The following is a 17,111-nucleotide window of genomic DNA, read 5'->3' on the forward strand; positions in this document are numbered from 1 at the left end:
CCGCCCGCTCGCTGTCGGCGAACGGGGGTGTCGTGAGTCCGCGCTACGGTCGAGGGCATGGTGTTGCGGGACGGATCCGGTGCGACGGCCGCGCTGGACGATCCCCAGCGCCTCGTCGTCGACCTGGCGGCCGATGCCTCCGGCGTCGTCGTGGGGGCGCCCGGCACCGGCAAGACGACAGCCCTCGTCGCCCGCGTGTCCTCGCTCGTCGGGGCGGGCGTCGACCCCGACGCGATCCTCGTGCTCACGCCCACGCGGCAGACGGCGACAGCCCTGCGTGACCGTCTGGCGCTCGCCGTCGGGCGCGCCACGTCCGGCCCGCTGGCGCGGTCGGTGGCGTCGTTCGCCTTCCAGCTCGTGCGCGCGAACGCGGTGGCGCTCGACGCCGACCCGCCGCAGCTGCTGACGGGTGGCGACGAAGACCAGCTCATCGGCGACCTGCTCGACGGCGATGCCGAGGACGAACAGGAGACAGGCGGGTCGCGCTGGCCGGAGTGGCTGGGCGCACGCATCCGCTCCACTCCCGGATTCCGCACCGAGGTGCGCACCTTTCTCGCCGAGTGCACGACCCTCGGCATTGAACCGGCGCGGCTGCGCACGCTCGGCGAGCAGCACGACCTGCCGGTCTGGGCCTCGCTCGCGTCCTTCGCTGCCGAGTATCACGAGGTGCGTGCGGGCATGCGGGGCGCGCACCGTGATGCGGCCGGTCTCGTGCGCGAGGCGGTCGGACTCCTGCGCACGGCGGGCGACGGCATCCCCGCCATCGACCGGCTGGGGGTGATCCTCGTCGACGACGCGCAGGAGCTCACCCTCGGCGGCGTCGAGCTGCTCGAGGCGGCGCGCGGCCGTGGAATCCCGGTGCTCGCGTTCGGCGATCCCGACATCGGCGCCGGCTCGTTCCGCGGTGCCACGCCCGAGAACTTCGCGCGGCTCGCGGCGAGCCTCGGGGCGGTGTCGGTGCTCGACGAGCGCCACCGCGGCACGCCCTGGCAGGGCGATCTCGTGCGGCAGGTCACCCAGCGCATCGGCGCCGTCGGCGTCGTGGCGCATCGCGGCGCAGGCACCGGTGCCGAGCCCGACGACTCCGTGCGCGCTCTGCTCCTGAGGTCGGCGGCCGAGGAGTACGACGCGATCGCCCGGCTGCTGCGTGAGCGCCATGTGCACGACGGCGTGCCGTGGGGGCGCTGCGCGGTCATCGCCCACGACACCCGGCAGGTCGCGGCGCTCGAGGCCGAGCTGTCGGCGCGCGAGGTTCCGGCCCGTTCGAGCGGTCCCGGCCGCGCCCTCGGCGCGTTCACTCCGGCGAACGACCTGCTGCGGCTGATCGAGCTCGCCGCCGGTGACGACCGCGCCTTCGACGACGTGTCGGCGGCGCTCCTCGGCACGTACGGCCGCCTCGACCCGATCGAGCTGCGGCGTCTCCGCTCCGCTCTGCGGCACGCCGAGCTCGCCGCGGGCGGCGAGCGGTCCGGCCGCGACCTGCTGGTGTCGGCGATGGCCCAGCCGCTCGAGTTCGATCTGGTCGACACGCGCGAAGCCCGCCGGGCGGCGGCCCTTGCCCGCACCCTCGCGTTCCTGCGCGAAGAGCTCGACCGCGGCGCGACCGCGCACGAGCTGCTGTGGACGGCATGGGACCGCAGCGGGCTCCAGCGCGTGTGGGCTGAGCTCGCCCGCGGCCACGGTCCCCTCGCCGAGCAGGCGAACCGCGATCTCGACGCCGTGGTCGCGCTGTTCCAGGTCGCCAAGCGCTTCGTCGAGCGGTCGCTCGATGCTGACCCTCGAGTGTTCGTGCGCGGCATCCTCGACTCCGACGTCGCCGAGGACCGGCTCGCCGCGCCCGTCCGCGACGACACCGTGCAGCTGCTGACGCCTGCCGGCGCGCTGGGGCTGGAGTTCGACACGGTCGTCGTCGCCGGCGTGCAGGACGGCGTCTGGCCGAACACGCGCCTGCGCGGGAGCCTGCTCCAGACGTGGCGGCTGGCCGACGCCGCGACCCGCGCCGGCGACGCGGCGGCGGGCGTCTTCGACCGGCGCCGCTCCGCGATGCACGACGAGCTGCGGCTGCTCGTGCGCGCACTGTCGCGTGCGACCCAGCGCGTGGTCGTGACGGCGGTCGACGACGACGACACCGGGCCGAGTGTGTTCTTCGAGTTCTTCCCCGACCCTGAGCGTCACACCGTCGATCACCCGCTGTCGCTGCGCGGGCTCGTCGCGCGCCATCGGCGCGTGCTCACCGACGGGGCAGGCCGGGGGAGCGCAGCGCACGCCGCCGGGCAGCTGGCGCTGCTGGCCGACGCGGGCGTGCCCGGCGCCGCGCCGAGCGAGTGGTACGGCGTGCCGCAGCCGACGTCGACCGGTCCGCTGCGCGACCTGGCGAAAGAAGACGTGCGCGTCTCGCCGTCGCGCCTCCACACGCTGGAGGAGTGCGAGCTCAACTGGGTGATCGGAGACCTCGGCGGTGACCCTGGGGGCGCGACCGCAGGGCTCGGCACGATCATCCACGCGGCGCTCGAGCACGCGACCGATTCCACCGAGGAGAGCCTGTGGGCCGAGGTGGAGGCGCGCTGGAGCGAGCTCGCGTTCGAGGCGGACTGGCGCGACCGGTCCGAGAAGACGCGGGCGAGAGACCTGGTGCGGCGCCTCCACCTCTACCTGCGGCGGTTCGAGGCGTCGGGCGGAACTCTCATCGGCGCCGAACCCCACTTCGAAGTGGCGATTCCGCTCGATGACGCCGAGGCGTTCGAGCACGGCGCGATCCTGTCGGGCTACATCGACCGCGTCGAGCTCACGCCCGAGGGCACGGTGGTGATCATGGACCTCAAGACGGGCAAGCGCGAGCCGCAGACGAACGCGAAGGTCGTCGACAACCCGCAGCTCGGCGCGTATCAGCTGGCGTTCGAGGCAGGTGCGATCCCCGCGGCCGTCGGACACGCGCCGGGCGGAGCGAAGCTGCTGGTGCTGCGGCCGACCGCCACCCGATCCGACTACGCCGAGCCGTGGCAGCCGCCGTTCGACGACGAGCGGCGCGAGGCCTTCCTCACCCGCATCCGGCACGCGGTCACGACGATGCGCGGCACGTCGTTCACCGCGCCGTACGAGGAGCACTGCCGTGACGACCACTCCTACGGCTTGTGCCGCATCCACACGATCGGAGCGGTGAGCGCGTCGTGATGACCGACCAGTCCGTGTCTTCGCCCGTGGCCGCGGGCACCGCGACCCCGCTGCTGTCGGCACGCGTGATCGCCGCCGCGCTGGGCCAGTTCCCGCCGACCGACGAGCAGACCGCGGTGATCGAGGCGCCGCTCTCGCCGGCGCTGGTCGTTGCGGGCGCCGGCAGCGGCAAGACCGAGACCATGGCATCGCGGGTCGTGTGGCTCGTCGCGAACGGGATCGTGCGCCGCGACGAGGTGCTCGGACTCACGTTCACGCGGAAGGCGGCCGGTGAGCTCGCCGAGCGCATCCAGCGTCGGCTGGCGCGACTGAGCGAGTTCGAGCGGCGCGGACTCGTCCGCTTCCTTCCCGCACTTCACGAGGCGGGGCGCCTCGACGTCTTCGCCGAGCTCGAGCGCGAGGGCGGCGACGGGGCGCGGGCCACGACTGCGCGACACGAGGCCATGGACGCGCTCTCCCAGCTCGTCGGCGCAGAGCCGCAGGAGGCCGAAGACGACGCGCTCCTGCACCGGCCGACGGTGTCGACCTACAACAGCTTCGCCGACCAGATCGTGCGCGAGCACGCGGTGCGGATCGGACGGGATGCCGAGGCCGCGGTCATGTCGGAGTCGGCGGCGTGGCTACTCATGCGGCGGGTGGTGTTCACCTCCGACGACCCGCGGCTCGAGACCCGCGGAGAGGCGGTGCGGAGCATCATCGACGGGGCGCTGCGCATCGCCCGCGACGGCGTCGACAACCTCGTGGACCTCGACGAGCTCGCCGCGTTCCCTGAGAGCTTCCAGCGGGTGATGGATCTGCCGTCGACGAACGCGCGCACCGTCGTCTACGCCGAGGTGGCCGAGGCGAACGAGAAGGTCGCGGCGCTGTCGATGCTGGCTGATCTCGCGCGCGACTACGCCGCCGAGAAGCGGCGCATCGGCGTGATCGACTTCTCGGATCAGGTCGCCGGGGCGCTCGAGGTGGTTGCGAGCCACCGCGCCGTCGCCGACGAGCTGCGCGACCGCTATCGGGTCGTGCTCCTCGACGAGTACCAAGACACTTCGGTGGTGCAGACCGACCTGCTGTCCTCGCTGTTCAAGGGCACGGGGGTCATGGCGGTCGGTGACCCCCATCAGGCGATCTACGGGTGGCGCGGTGCGAGCGCGGGCAACCTCGGCGGGTTCGCCGCGGCGTTCTCGCCGTCGGGGGAGTGCGCGGAGTACTCGCTGCTCACGAGCTGGCGCAACAGCGCCGACGTGCTCACCGCCGCGAACGCCGTGCTCGCCCCGCTCGCCGCCTCGGCAGCCGTGCGCGTGCAGCAGCTGCGCGCGCGGCCCGGCGCCCCCACCGGCGTGGTCGAGACCGCTTTCGATGCCGACCTCGACTCCGAGGCCGATCGCGTCGCGGAGTGGTTCGCCCGCGTCCGAGCCGACCGCGCCCGCGCCGGACTGGCGACGACCGGCGCCGTGCTCTTCCGCAGCAAGAAGCACATGGTGCGCTTCGGTGACGCGCTGGGGCGGCGCGGCATCCCTCATCGCATCCTCGGGCTCGGCGGACTGCTGTCCACACCCGAGGTGGTCGACGTCGTGAGCGCGCTGCGGGTGGTCAGCGACCCGAGCGCGGGCTCCGCACTCATCCGTCTGCTGTCGGGGCCGCGGTGGTCGATCGGACTGCCCGACCTGCGAGAGCTCGCTGCGCTCGCTCGGCGCATCGCGCGCCACGACGCGGCGCTGCAGCCGCTCGCTCCCGAGGTCGTCGAGCGCATCCGCTCCGGCGCGGGCGACGACGACGGCTCTCTCGTCGACGCCCTCGACTTCGTGCTGCGGCATCCCGCCGACCACGGCTGGCTGGCCGGTTTCACCGCCGCGGCGCGTGAGCGCCTCCGCGAGGCCGGCGCCGTCTTCGCGGGTCTGCGACAGGCTGTCGGCATGCCGATCCCCGAGCTCGTACGGCTGATCGAGATCGAACTGCGGCTCGACGTCGAGCTGGCGGCGAACGAGGCCCGGGGCCCGGCGCGCATCGCGAGCGCCCAGCTGCGCGCGTTCGTCGACGAGCTGCACGCCTTCCTCGCCGCGGACGAATCGGGCTCGCTGTCGAGCCTGCTCGCCTGGCTCGATCATGCCGAGCAGCTCGACGAGTTCGCTCCGCGCACCGAGCCCCCTGAAGACGACGTCGTGCAGCTGCTCACCGTCCACGGCTCGAAGGGGCTGGAGTGGGATGCCGTCGCCGTCGTGCGTCTCGTGAGGGACGAGTTGCCGAGCGCGCCCCGCGACACCAAGGGCTGGCTCGGGTTCGGGGTGCTGCCATATGCGTTCCGCGGCGATGCGGCGTGGCTTCCCGTGCTGGCGTGGCGCGGGGCCGGCACGCAGCAGGAGCTCAAGACGGCGGTCGAGGACTTCGTCGCGGCCAACCGCGCACGGCAGCTCGACGAGGACCGCCGGCTCGCCTACGTCGCGGTCACCCGTGCCCGCGACCATCTGCTGCTGACCGGGTCGACGTGGTCCGGCACGAAGCGCCCGCGTGAGCGGAGCGCGTTCCTCACCGAGATCGCCGAAGCCCTGGGGCATGAGCTGCCCAGCGACGAGCCGGGTGAGAACCCGTATCTCGGGGAGCGCCGCATGCTCCAGTGGCCGATCGATCCGCTCGGCTCTCGTCGCGCGGTGGTCGGGCGTGCAGCCTCCGCGGTGGAGGCGGCGCTGTCCGCTCCACGACCGGTACCCGATCCCGACGTCGCGCTGCTGCTCGCCGAGCGCGAGGCCCGGCGTTCACCGGCGACGCAGGACGCGCCGACGCGCATCGCGGCATCCCGCTACAAGGAGTTCGTCGCCGATTACGAGGGAACCGTCGCTGCGATCGCCCGGCCGCTGCCCGAGCGCCCATTCCGGCAGACGCGCCTCGGCACGCTGTTCCACGCGTGGGTCGAGCAGCGCGCCGGCACGCCCGGACTCGGCGGCTCGATCGACGATGCGCTGTGGGAGGCCGACGACGACCTGCCCGGCACCGAATCGTCCGCCGAGGACGCCGCGGCGCTCGACGCACTGCAGGCGCGGTTCCTCGCGTCGGAGTGGGCGAACCTGCGCCCGCTCGAGGTCGAGACCGAGATCGACTTCACCATGACCGGCCTCGACGGTAGTCCGCACGTCGTGATCTGCAAGCTCGACGCCGTCTATCGTCGCGAGGACCGCGGCGGCCGGCTCGAGATCGTCGACTGGAAGACGGGCGCGGCGCCGCGCACCGATGCCGAGAAGGAGGAGCGGATGCTGCAGCTCGAGCTCTACCGGCAGGCGTACCACGCGAAGCACGGCGTGCCTCTCGAGGAGATCGACGTGGCGCTGTACTACGTCGCGGCCGACCTCGTGCTCAGGGGCTGACCCCGCCGGCGGGCTACGGGGCCAGCCAGCGGCGCAGTGCGGCCTCGGACGCCCGCTCGGCCTCCGCCGCGGCGTCGCCGTCGTGGCCGGCGTCGTCGGTGTGGCCGGTGTCGGCCGCGTCGCTCATGCGCACCGGGTCGCCGGTCACGATGTCGATCGGCGAGGTCGAGAGGTCATCGGCATGCCAGGCGTCGGCGACCGCGCGGGGCTCCGGATCCCGCCCCGGCGCGGCGTCCCCGAGATCGATCTCGGCGGTGTCCTCGGGCTCGCGGTCAGCGGGGTCGCCGTCGGTCGAGACCCACAGCGACAGCTCCTCCGGGTCGTACGCGTCGGTGTGCATCGACGTGTCGACGGCCGCCGCCGACGCTTCGGGCATGCGGTCGAGGAGTGCGATCGCGTCGTCGACGCCGAGCGCGGCATCCGTCACGATGTCGTCGCCGGCCACCCCCGTCGCGAGCGTCTCGAGCAGCTCGACCGCGTCGTCGACGACCTCGTCGCGGCCGGACTCGTGGCCGTGCACCAGCCACGACGCGAACTCGAGCTCGGCGTACAGCCGGGCGCGCTCGCGCGCGCGGGCGTCGGGGGCGCGCCCGCTGCCGGCGACATACGCCGCATAGACGTCGTCGGCCGCAGCCGGTGCCGAGGCCAGCCACTGCAGGTCGGTCGCAGGGTCGCCGACCGACAGTCCGTGCCACTCGAGCAAGCCGGTCACCTGCGGCACACCGTCGACGTCCTCGAAGAGGAACGACGCCGCGCCGGCGCCACCGAGCACGACGGCCGACTCGAAGCGCCAGAGCTCGTCGTTGTCGATCGCGCGCTGCCAGCGGTCGGCGAGGGCCACCGGCAGACGCCGGGTCGCCTGGGCACGGTCGACCAGACGCGCGGTGTCGGTGCGGACCTGCTGCGGAGTGCGCACGGGCAGACCCTCGGTGCGGACGATCGACAGCGGCAGGGCGTGCAGAGCCGCCAGTGCAGCCCCGAGCGACGTGGCCGCACCGCGGCCGGGCGGCAGGTGGGCGGCGTCGACGCGGTAGCCCGGGAGGAAGTCGACGACCACGGCACGTGCGTCGCCGAGGCCAGTCTCGCCGAGCAGTTCGGGAGCGCGGAAAGGCAGAAGACCTCGCACGCCGGGCGTGAGGGCGCGGAGAGCGCGCACCTCTGCGGCGAGCTCCGGCGAGACGGCTGCGTCCGCGGGGACGCGGACGACGACGCGGCGCCCGTCATCGAGCTCGGCGACGGCGGAGTCGTAGCGCCCGACGGAGCCCTCGGTCAGTTCGCCGACCCCGACGACGCCGACCCGGGGCAGAGCCGAGGTCACGGACGCGGCTAGAGTGAAGGGTGAGCGTGCCATGTGCCCAGGGTAGGTCGGTCGCGCTCGTCCACCCCCGCGCCACGCCCTTGCTGGAGTTCCTCGATGACGGCGTCCGACAGCACGCGGCTCCCGCCGCTCGCCGCCGCAGCGGTCGACCGCGCGCCCGATGAGCGCGCGACGCCCGGTCTGATCGAGACCGCTCGAGCGGATCCCGCGACCCGGGTGCTCGTGCTCGCGGGAGACACCGCCCCGCTCGCCGGCCCGGCCGAGCTGCGCTGGGTCGCGCCCGCTGCGGTGCCCCCCGGTGGGGAGTGGGCGCTCCTGGGCCGTGATCGGGACGGCGCCCCGCTGCTGACCGCCGTGTTCGAGAAGGCCGAGGAGAAGCCGTTCGAGAACGCCGCCGGGTGGGCCGGTCTGCGCGCGATCGGCGGCGCGCTGGCCCCGCACGACGCGGGGGCGTTCGTCGAAGCGCTGAGCCTGGGGCGCTGGCTGCTCGACGCCCCGTTCTGCCCCGCCTGCGGCGCCCTGACGATGCTCGCCGACGCCGGATGGTCACGCCGCTGCCCGTCGTGCGGCCGACAGCACTTCCCGCGCACGGATCCTGCGGTCATCGTCGCGATCACCAGTGCCCAGGATCCCGACCTGCTGCTGCTCGGGTCGAACGCCCTCTGGGGTGCGGAGCGGTACTCGTGCTTCGCCGGCTTCGTCGAAGCGGGGGAGTCGCTCGAGGCGGCGGTGCAGCGCGAGGTCGCCGAGGAGTCCGGCATCCAGGTCGCGGCCGTGGAGTACCGCGGCTCGCAGGCGTGGCCGTATCCGCGGTCGCTCATGCTCGGGTTCCTCGCGACGGCGTCCGATGACGACGCTGCACGCGCCGACGGCGAGGAGATCGCCGCGGTGCGGTGGTTCACCCGCGACGCCATCGGGGCGGCGCTCGCGGGCGAGGGCGACGTGGTGCTGCCGGGTCGCGCCTCGATCGCACACCGGCTGATCAGCGACTGGCACGCGGGGGTGGCATGAGCCGGGCGCTCGCGGGTCTCGATGAGAGCCAGCTCGAAGCGGTGCGCTCGCTGCGCGGACCGCTCGTGGTGCTGGCCGGAGCCGGCACCGGAAAGACCCGCGTGATCACGCACCGGATCGCCCACGGCGTCGACACCGGCGCCTACTCGCCCGGACGCGTCATGGCGGTGACCTTCACCGCGAAGGCCGCAGGCGAGATGCGGGGCCGCCTGCGCGCGCTCGGCGTCGAGGGCGTCGCCGCGCGCACGTTCCACGCGGCCGCCCTCGCACAGCTGAACTACTTCTGGCCGACGCTCGCCGGCGACACGGCACCCGGCATCGTCGACAACAAGGTGCGGCTGCTCGCGCATGCGGCCGACGGCATCGGGCTGAACCCCGACACCGCGACGCTCCGCGACGCCGCGAGTGGGATCGAATGGCGCAAGGTGTCGATGCTGAGCATCGACGACTACGCGGCAGCCCGGCCGCAGGGCATCGGCCGCATGTCGATCGACCAGGTGGTCGCACTTCAACGGGCCTACGAGAAGCTCAAGGACGAGCGGCGTCAGCTCGACTTCGAGGACGTCCTGCTCGCGTGCGCCGGCATGCTCGAAGCCGAGCCCCATGTGGCCCGTGCGGTACACGAGCAGTATCGCCACTTCACGGTCGACGAGTTCCAGGACGTCTCGCCGCTGCAGCACCGGCTGCTCGAGCTGTGGCTCGGTGACCGCCGCGACCTGTGCGTCGTGGGCGACGCGAGCCAGACGATCTACTCGTTCGCCGGCGCCGACGCGCGCTTCCTGCTCGAGTTCTCCGCACGGCACGACGATGCGCGCGTCGTGCGTCTCGAGACGAATTACCGATCGGATGCCGCGATCCTCGGCGTCGCCAATGAGCTCATGCGCGACCGCCCCGGCGCCCTGCACCTGGTCTCGGCACCCGGACGGCCCGCGGGGGCCGAGACGCCCACTGTCGCCGCGTTCGTCGGCGACGAAGAGGAGGCGCGCGCCGTCGCCGCACGCATCTCGGCCCAGATCGCGTCGGGGATCGACCCGCGGCAGATCGCGGTGCTGTACCGAGCGCACGCCCAGTCGGCGGAACTCGTGCGGGCGCTCGCCGACGCGGGCATCGCGTCGACGGTGCTCGGCGGTCGCCGGTTCTTCGATCTGCCCGAGGTGCGGCAGGGCATCATGGCGCTGCGCGGAGCCTCGGTCGCGCCGATCGAGGGCGGGTTCGTCGACACCGTGCGCGACGTGCTGCGCTCGCTCGGTCTGACCGACGAGCCGCCGCAGGCGGGTGGCGCACTGCGCGATGCGTGGGAGCTGCGCGCCGCGCTGCTGCGTCTCGCCGAGGAGGCAGCGCCGGGAACCACGCTGCGCGAGTTCACCGACGAGCTGACGGCGCGGGCGCGCAGCCACGACGAGCCCGCGCTGCGCACCGTCACGCTCGCCACGATCCATGCCTCCAAGGGTCTCGAGTGGGATCACGTGCACCTCGTCGGCATGGCCGAGGGCCTGCTGCCGATCGCCTACGCGACGACGTTCGAGCAGGTCGACGAAGAGCGGCGTCTCGCCTACGTCGGCATCACGCGGGCCGCGCGTACGCTCTCGGTGTCGTGGGCTCGAGGCGTGCGGGAACGGCAGCCGTCGCGATTCCTGCGAGAGATCGGCAACGGCACTCTTCGTGCGGTCGGTGCTTCCGGACGTCCCGCCGCAGCGAGCCGGCGTGGAGCGTCAGGGAGCGCGTCCGCGGGCGGGGCGGACGCGACGCGGCGCCCGTGATCAACCGGGCGGCCACGATCCCCGCCTCCCACAGGATCGAGCCGTCGACGGCGGGCAGCGGTCGCCCGAGCAGCTGAGCCGCGATGACCGGCCACGCCGGGTCGTGGTCGCGTCGGCGTGCGGCGACGCACGCCAGGCACGCGGTGGATCCCGGCGTCACGTAGGGTCCGACCTCGGCGCCGGTGGCGGTGAGCACAACGGGGAGATGCGGACGGTCGTCGGCCATGAGCGCAGCAGCGAACGACGGAGCGACGAGATGATGCGCCACCACGACCACGGGTGCGGCGCCCGTCGTCGGCGCGCCCGGCGGGTCGAACAGATCTGCCGTGGTGACCTCGCACCCCGTCAGGCCGAGCGCCGCCGCGATCGCGTCGACGTGCTCGCGCGGGAGGTCGCCGGCCGCCTGCACGATCACCCGCGGGGCCGGGGGAGCGGCCGAGGCGAACACGTCGCCCAGGCGCGTGACGAACTCTGCGGCGGCGCCGGGTTCGGCACCGAGTGCGACGGCGAACGGGACCGCGGCCTGATCGGGGATGCCGCGCTCGAACTCGCGCACGAGACGTTGCTGCCAGGGCGCGGGGTCATCCAGCACGAGCAGCGGCTCGTGCCCGAACTGCAGGGTGGTCGGCGTGCGCCACAGCGGGGGATGGGCGGGATCGATCCGGAGCATCCCCTGATTCTGGTGAGACCGTGCCGCCGCCGGGAGGTTTCCACAGCCGCGACCGCGGCCGCCCGGTCACAGGGGCTTCTGGGGAGGAGCCGACGCCCGGCTCACACCGGCCGGTGGTCGTCCGGTGCGGGGCCCTGGTCGTCGGTGTCGCCGTCGTCCCGGGTGTCGTCGGCGTCGCCCTCAGCCCCCGCGTCGCCGGCCGTTCCGGCTTCGCCGTCCACCGAGGGGATCTCGCCGGCCAGCAGCCGCGCGAGCGCGTCGTCCAGCTCGTCGGGTGCCGGCTGCTCGCCGCGTGCACGCGCCTCGAGGCGCGCCACGAGGCCTGCGGGATCGTCGATGTCGGCCGCGCCGGGCATGAGGTCGGGGTAGTCCCACAGCGCGTCGCGGGCGGCCGGGCCGACGGCATCCGTCACCGCCCGCCACATCGCCGCGGCCTCCCGCATCCGGCGCGGACGCAGCTCCAGCCCGACCAGCGAGCCGAGCGCACGCTCGGCCGGGCCGCCGACGGCGCGCCGGCGCCGCACCGCCTCGGCGATGCGGTCGGCCGAGGGGAGGCGCGAGGTCGCCTGCTCGGTGACGACCTCGACCCAGCCCTCGATCGTGGCGAGGAGGTTCTCGAGGCGCGTGAGCGCGGCGTTCTGGGCCTCGGAGCGCGCGGGCAGCAGGGCGCCGCTCTCGAGCGCACGGCGCAGCTCGTCGGGCTCCGACGGGTCGAAGCGGGACGCCAGGTCTTCCAGCGCGTCGGTGTCGACGTGGACCCCCCGCGCGAAGTCGGTCACCTGCGAGATGACGTGCAGGCGCAGCCATCGGGCGTGGCGGAACAGCCGCGCGTGCGCGAGCTCGCGCGTGGCGACGTAGAGCGCCAGCTGGTCGTCGGGCACCTCGAGGTCGCGCCCGAAGTCGGCGAAGTTCTGGGGGAGGATCGCGGCCTGGCCGTCGGGCACAAGCGGGATGCCCACGTCGCCGCCGCTCACGACCTCCTTCGAGAGGTTGCCCACGACCTGTCCCAGCTGCGACGCGAAGAGCGACCCGCCGACCGTGCGCATGAGGCGCCCGGCGCCCTGCACGAGGCCCTGCATGTCATCGGGGGCGTTCTGGCTGAGCGCGGACGTGAGCGCGTCGGCGATGCTTGTGGCCACTGGCTCGGCGAGCTGCTGCCACACCGGCATGGTCGCCTCGACCCAGCCGCCGCGGGTGAGGGTCTGGGGCTGCTCGGCGAGCTCCGAGATGGTGGTCGCCTCGCTCAGCCACAGCGTGGCGAGCGCGAACGCCTGGTCGAGGTCGGTGCGCTGACCGGTCGTCACCCCGAGCCCGTCCTGGTTGGCGATGTGCAGCGCCTGGCGCTGCGCGAGGTCCCACGAGATGCCGGTCTCGCCGCCGCCCGCGAACGCGCCCTGCAGGTGCTGCATCACGGTCTGCATCATCGCCGGGTCGATGTTCATCCCAGACAGGGCGGAGAGCTGCTCGGGGTCGAGCCCACCCGATCCGCCGAACAGCTGACGGATCAGCTCTTGGAACTCTTCCTCGGGGGTGCGGTCGTCGTCTGCCACTTCAGCCGCCTTTCAGCCGGTTCATGACGTCGCGCTCTACGCTAGTCGCAGCATCCATCGCACTCCCCGGCAGCGCCTCGAACGCCTTACGCCGGTCGCGAACGACCAGGCAGAGAGAGGTCCCGCGTGGCCCTGTTCGACGACAACGTCACGATCACGCCCGCACCGCGGCGTCGCATGTCGCGCGGCACGCTGGTCGGCGTCTGGGCGCTGGCCATCGCGCTCGTGGTCCTGCTGATCATCACGTTCCTGCCCACGTCGTATGTGATCCAGCGTCCGGGCCCGGTCTACAACACCCTCGGCACGGCGGAGTCGGCCGACGGCGCCGAGGTTCCGCTCATCTCCGTGGAGGGTGCCGAGACCTTCGAGACCGACGGCGCGCTCGACCTGCTGACCGTGCAGGTCGTGGGCAACCGGGAGCGCACGCCGTCGTGGTTCGAGCTCGCGCTCGCGTGGTTCGACCCGAGCAAGGCCGTGCTGCCGCTCGACGCCGTGTTCCCCGAGGGCACGACCACCGAGGACCGCAACGCCGAGAGCGCGCAGATGATGGTCGACTCGCAGCAGGAGGCCACCGCCGCCGCCCTGACCGAGCTCGGGTACGACGTCGGCGCCCGGATCTCGGTGCACTCGATCCTCGATGACTCGGCCGCAGAGGGCGTCCTCGAGGAAAACGACGTGATCGTCGCCGCGGACGGCGAGCCGGCGACGGATGCCGCGGCCCTGCGGAAGATCGTGAACGACGCCGGCGGGGCTCCGGTCGAGCTGCTCATCGACCGCGACGGCGAGGAGCAGACGGTCTCGATCACGCCGAAGGAGACCGAGGTCGACGGCGAGAAGACGCTCCTGCTCGGAGTGAACCTCATCACCGACTACGACTTCCCGATCGACGTCACCATCCAGCTCAACAACGTGGGCGGCCCGAGCGCCGGCATGATGTTCGCACTCGGCATCATCGACACGCTCACGCCCGAGCAGCTCAACGGCGGTCAGAACGTCGCGGGCACCGGGACGATCACGGCCGACGGCGAGGTGGGGCCGATCGGCGGCATCCGTCAGAAGCTGTTCGGTGCGAAGGATGCCGGCGCCGAGTGGTTCCTCGCACCGGACGCGAACTGCGACGAGGTCGTGGGCCACGTCCCCGACGGTCTGCAGGTCTTCGCGGTCGAGACCCTCGACGACGCGCTGGACGCTCTGGAGGCCGTGCGCGACGGCGGCGACGTCGATGCGCTGCCGACCTGCACGGCGGGCTGACGCCGATCGCATAACCGCGCACGGATCTTCGGGGAGTACGCCCAGGGCGGACTCGGCGGCCGCCCAGATCCGCGCGCCTAGGATGGGACGGTGACCACGACCTCGGCGCCGACCCCGGCCACACCCTCCCGCTCCCGACGCGTCATCGCGATCTCGCTCGCGATCATCGCCGCCCTCGTGGTGGCGTTCTTCGCGTTCGCGAACCTGTACGCCGACTTCCTCTGGTACGACCAGCTCGGATTCGACTCGGTCCTGATCACGCAGTGGGTCGCGCGCGTCGTGATGTTCGTCGTCGGCTTCCTCGGCATGGCGGTGCCCGTGTGGCTCGCCATCCAGCTCGCCTACCGGCTCCGCCCGGTCTACGCGCGCCTGAGCTCGCAGCTCGACCGCTATCAGGAGGTCGTCGAGCCGCTCCGTCGCCTCGCCATGTGGGGGATCCCCGTCTTCTTCGGCTTCTTCGCCGGGTTCGCGGCATCCGCTCAGTGGGAGACGACTTGGCTGTGGTTCAACGGCGTCGCCACCGACGTCGTCGACCCCGAGTTCGGCCTCGACACGGGCTTCTACCTCTTCGCCATGCCGTTCTACAGCGCGCTCGTCGGCTTCGTGTCGGCCGTGCTGCTGGTATGCCTCCTCGTCACCGCGCTCGTGTCGTACCTGTACGGCTCGGTGCGGGTGGGTCAGCGCGAGCTGCGCATCTCGAAGTCGGCGCGCATCCAGCTCGCCGTGATCGCGGGCCTCTACCTGCTGGTGCAGGGCGCGAGCCTCTGGCTCGACCGCTACAAGACGCTCGTCGAGCCGGGCGATCGCATCACCGGCCCGGGCTACACCGGCGTGAACGCGATCATCCCCGGCCAGACGATCCTCGCGTTCGCCGCGGTCATCGTCGCCCTCCTCTTCTTCGTCACGGCGATCATCGGCCGCTGGCGCTACCCGCTCATCGCCACGGCCCTTCTCGTGGTCTCCGCGATCGTGCTGGGCATCGGCTACCCGTGGGTGGTCAACACGTTCCAGGTGCAGCCCAACCGCTTCGCCCTCGAGCAGGAGTACTACCAGCGCAACGTCGACATGACCCACGAGGCGTACGGCGTGGACGGGCTCGAGAAGCAGGACTTCCAGGCTGTGACGGATGCCGAGGCCGGCCAGCTGCGCGAGGATGCGGCCACGACCGCCCAGATCCGCATCATGGACCCGGCGATCATCTCGCCGACTGTGCGCCAGCTCGAGCAGTATCGCGGGTACTACCAGTTCCAGAACCCGCTCGACGTCGACCGCTATGACATCGACGGCGTCTCGCAGGACACCGTGGTCTCGGTGCGTGAGCTCGACCTCGCGGAGCTCGGCGCCGCGGCCGACTGGCAGAACTCCGCAGTCGTCTACACGCACGGCTACGGCCTCGTGGCGGCGAAGGGCAACGACCGCACCGGTGACGGCGACCCGGTCTTCCTCGAGCGCGGCATCCCCGCCTCCGGCTTCCTGTCCGATCAGGAGGACTTCCAGCCGCGCGTGTACTTCGGCGAGTACTCGCCGACCTACTCGATCGTCGGCGCGCCCGAAGGGGCCGAACCGGTCGAGCTCGACTATCCGACCGGCGGTGACGGCGGCGGCGAGGTCAAGACGACGTTCGTGGGCGACGGCGGACCGAGCATCGGCAGCGTCTTCAACCGCCTGATCTACGCCCTCAAGTTCCAGGCCGAGCAGATCCTCTTCTCGGACTACGTGAACGAGGACTCGCAGATCCTCTACGACCGCGACCCGCTCACCCGCGTGCAGAAGGTCGCGCCCTACCTGACGCTCGACAGCGACCCGTACCCCAGCGTGGTCGACGGTCGGATCGTGTGGATCATCGACGGCTACACGCTGAGCGCCAACTACCCGTACTCGTCGACCGTGAGCCTCGCCTCGGCGATCTCCGACTCGTCGAACCCCGCGCCGCGCTTCGCGCTCGACGACATCAACTACATCCGCAACTCGGTGAAGGCGACGGTCGACGCCTACGACGGCTCGGTCACGCTGTACGCGTGGGACGAGGAGGACCCGGTCCTGCAGTCGTGGCAGAACGTGTACCCGACCACGGTCGAGCCGATCAGCGAGATGTCGGCCGAGCTCATGAGCCACGTGCGCTACCCGACCGACCTCTTCAAGGTGCAGCGCACGGTGCTCGGCGTCTATCACGTCGACGACGCCCGCTCGTTCTACCAGAGCGACAACCGCTGGCAGACGCCGAACGATCCGCAGGCCGACTCGCAGCTGCAGCCGCCGTACTACCTGACGATGCAGATGCCGGGGCAGGACAACCCGACGTACTCGATGTTCACGTCGTTCATCCCGTCGTCGACGGGCGGGAACGCCCGCAACGTCCTGATGGGCTACCTGGCGGTCGACTCGAACGCCGGAGCGGAGGCGGGCGAGAAGGCCGCCGACTACGGCAAGCTGCGGATGCTGGTGATCGATGCCGACACGACGGTGCCCGGTCCCGGCCAGGTGCAGAACACGTTCAATGCGGACCCGCTCGTGTCGTCGCAGATCAACCTGCTGAAGCAGGGTCAGTCCGATGTGCTCAACGGAAACCTGCTGACCCTGCCGGTCGGCGGCGGACTGCTCTACGTGCAGCCGGTCTTCGTGCAGTCGTCGGGTGCCACCAAGCTCCCGACTCTGCAGAAGGTGCTGGTGTCGTTCGGCAATGACATCGCCTTCGAGGACACGCTCAACGAGGCGCTCGACGCCCTGTTCGGCGGCGATTCCGGAGCGGCGGCCGGCGATGACGACGTCGCGCCGACGCCGGGGGCCACGCCGACGCCGGGGGCGACCCCGACGCCGGGCGCCACCCCCGAGCCGGAGACGCCCACGGTGCCCTCCGACGAGTACCAGGCGGCGCTCCAGGAAGCGCAGGAGGCGATGCTCGAGAGGGATGCCGCACTGCAGGCCGGCGATCTCACGGCGTTCGCGGAAGCCGATGAGAAGCTCACGGCGGCCGTCGAGAAGCTCATCGAGCTCGGCGCGATCGAACCGTAAGCAGTCGCACGCACGGAG

8 protein-coding genes are annotated in these 17,111 nt (G+C 72.4%); 6 read left to right on the plus strand and 2 right to left on the minus strand.

What is annotated here, in order from left to right:
- Positions 1–57 precede the first annotated feature (57 nt).
- Both H9622_RS11920 and H9622_RS11925 read left to right on the plus strand, forming a co-directional pair.
- On the plus strand, positions 58–3,171 hold the full coding sequence (locus H9622_RS11920; RefSeq protein ID WP_191766644.1) for an ATP-dependent helicase: 3,114 nt from the start codon (positions 58–60) through the stop codon (positions 3,169–3,171).
- Positions 3,171–6,521: an ATP-dependent DNA helicase gene (locus H9622_RS11925; protein ID WP_191766645.1), complete on the plus strand. Its 3,351-nt coding sequence runs from the start codon at positions 3,171–3,173 to the stop codon at positions 6,519–6,521. The genes H9622_RS11920 and H9622_RS11925 overlap by 1 nt, the downstream gene beginning before the upstream one ends.
- A 13-nt stretch (positions 6,522–6,534) precedes the next feature.
- Here the strand turns inward: H9622_RS11925 and H9622_RS11930 are convergent, their stop codons facing one another.
- A complete protein-coding gene (locus tag H9622_RS11930; RefSeq protein WP_191766646.1) occupies positions 6,535–7,872 on the minus strand; it encodes a phosphotransferase in 1,338 nt (445 codons plus the stop codon).
- Between the two features lie 63 nt (positions 7,873–7,935).
- Here H9622_RS11930 and nudC point away from each other — a divergent pair, with 63 nt between their 5' ends.
- Both nudC and H9622_RS11940 read left to right on the plus strand, forming a co-directional pair.
- On the plus strand, positions 7,936–8,850 hold the full coding sequence (gene nudC, locus H9622_RS11935; protein WP_191766647.1) for an NAD(+) diphosphatase: 915 nt from the start codon (positions 7,936–7,938) through the stop codon (positions 8,848–8,850).
- Positions 8,847–10,610, plus strand: a complete 1,764-nt coding sequence (locus H9622_RS11940; RefSeq protein WP_191766648.1) for an ATP-dependent helicase — start codon at positions 8,847–8,849, stop codon at positions 10,608–10,610. Before nudC ends, H9622_RS11940 begins: the two co-directional genes overlap by 4 nt.
- 771 nt (positions 10,611–11,381) lie before the next feature.
- On the opposite strand, the gene H9622_RS11945 is transcribed toward H9622_RS11940, so the two are convergent.
- Positions 11,382–12,830: a zinc-dependent metalloprotease gene (locus H9622_RS11945; protein ID WP_191766649.1), complete on the minus strand. Its 1,449-nt coding sequence runs from the start codon at positions 12,828–12,830 to the stop codon at positions 11,382–11,384.
- A 126-nt stretch (positions 12,831–12,956) separates the two neighbouring features.
- Here H9622_RS11945 and H9622_RS11950 point away from each other — a divergent pair, with 126 nt between their 5' ends.
- Together H9622_RS11950 and H9622_RS11955 are read left to right on the plus strand one after the other, a co-directional pair.
- Positions 12,957–14,081, plus strand: coding sequence for a YlbL family protein (locus H9622_RS11950; RefSeq protein WP_191766650.1), 1,125 nt, complete (start codon positions 12,957–12,959; stop codon positions 14,079–14,081).
- 90 nt (positions 14,082–14,171) lie between these two features.
- The gene (locus tag H9622_RS11955; RefSeq protein ID WP_191766651.1) at positions 14,172–17,093 is read left to right on the plus strand and encodes a UPF0182 family membrane protein; all 2,922 of its coding nucleotides are present in this window, start codon (positions 14,172–14,174) and stop codon (positions 17,091–17,093) included.
- Positions 17,094–17,111 lie beyond the last annotated feature (18 nt).

This window comes from Microbacterium gallinarum, assembly GCF_014837165.1.
In the GTDB taxonomy this organism is placed as follows: Bacteria; Actinomycetota; Actinomycetes; order Actinomycetales; family Microbacteriaceae; genus Microbacterium; species Microbacterium gallinarum.

What these genes read in the sequence shown, in the direction of transcription:
- H9622_RS11920 (WP_191766644.1), top strand. Translation starts at nt 58, where the DNA reads ATGGTGTTGCGGGACGGATCCGGTGCGACGGCCGCGCTGGACGATCCC.
- H9622_RS11925 (WP_191766645.1), top strand. Translation starts at nt 3,171, where the DNA reads ATGACCGACCAGTCCGTGTCTTCGCCCGTGGCCGCGGGCACCGCGACC.
- H9622_RS11930 (WP_191766646.1), bottom strand. Translation starts at nt 7,872, where the DNA reads ATGGCACGCTCACCCTTCACTCTAGCCGCGTCCGTGACCTCGGCTCTG.
- nudC (WP_191766647.1), top strand. Translation starts at nt 7,936, where the DNA reads ATGACGGCGTCCGACAGCACGCGGCTCCCGCCGCTCGCCGCCGCAGCG.
- H9622_RS11940 (WP_191766648.1), top strand. Translation starts at nt 8,847, where the DNA reads ATGAGCCGGGCGCTCGCGGGTCTCGATGAGAGCCAGCTCGAAGCGGTG.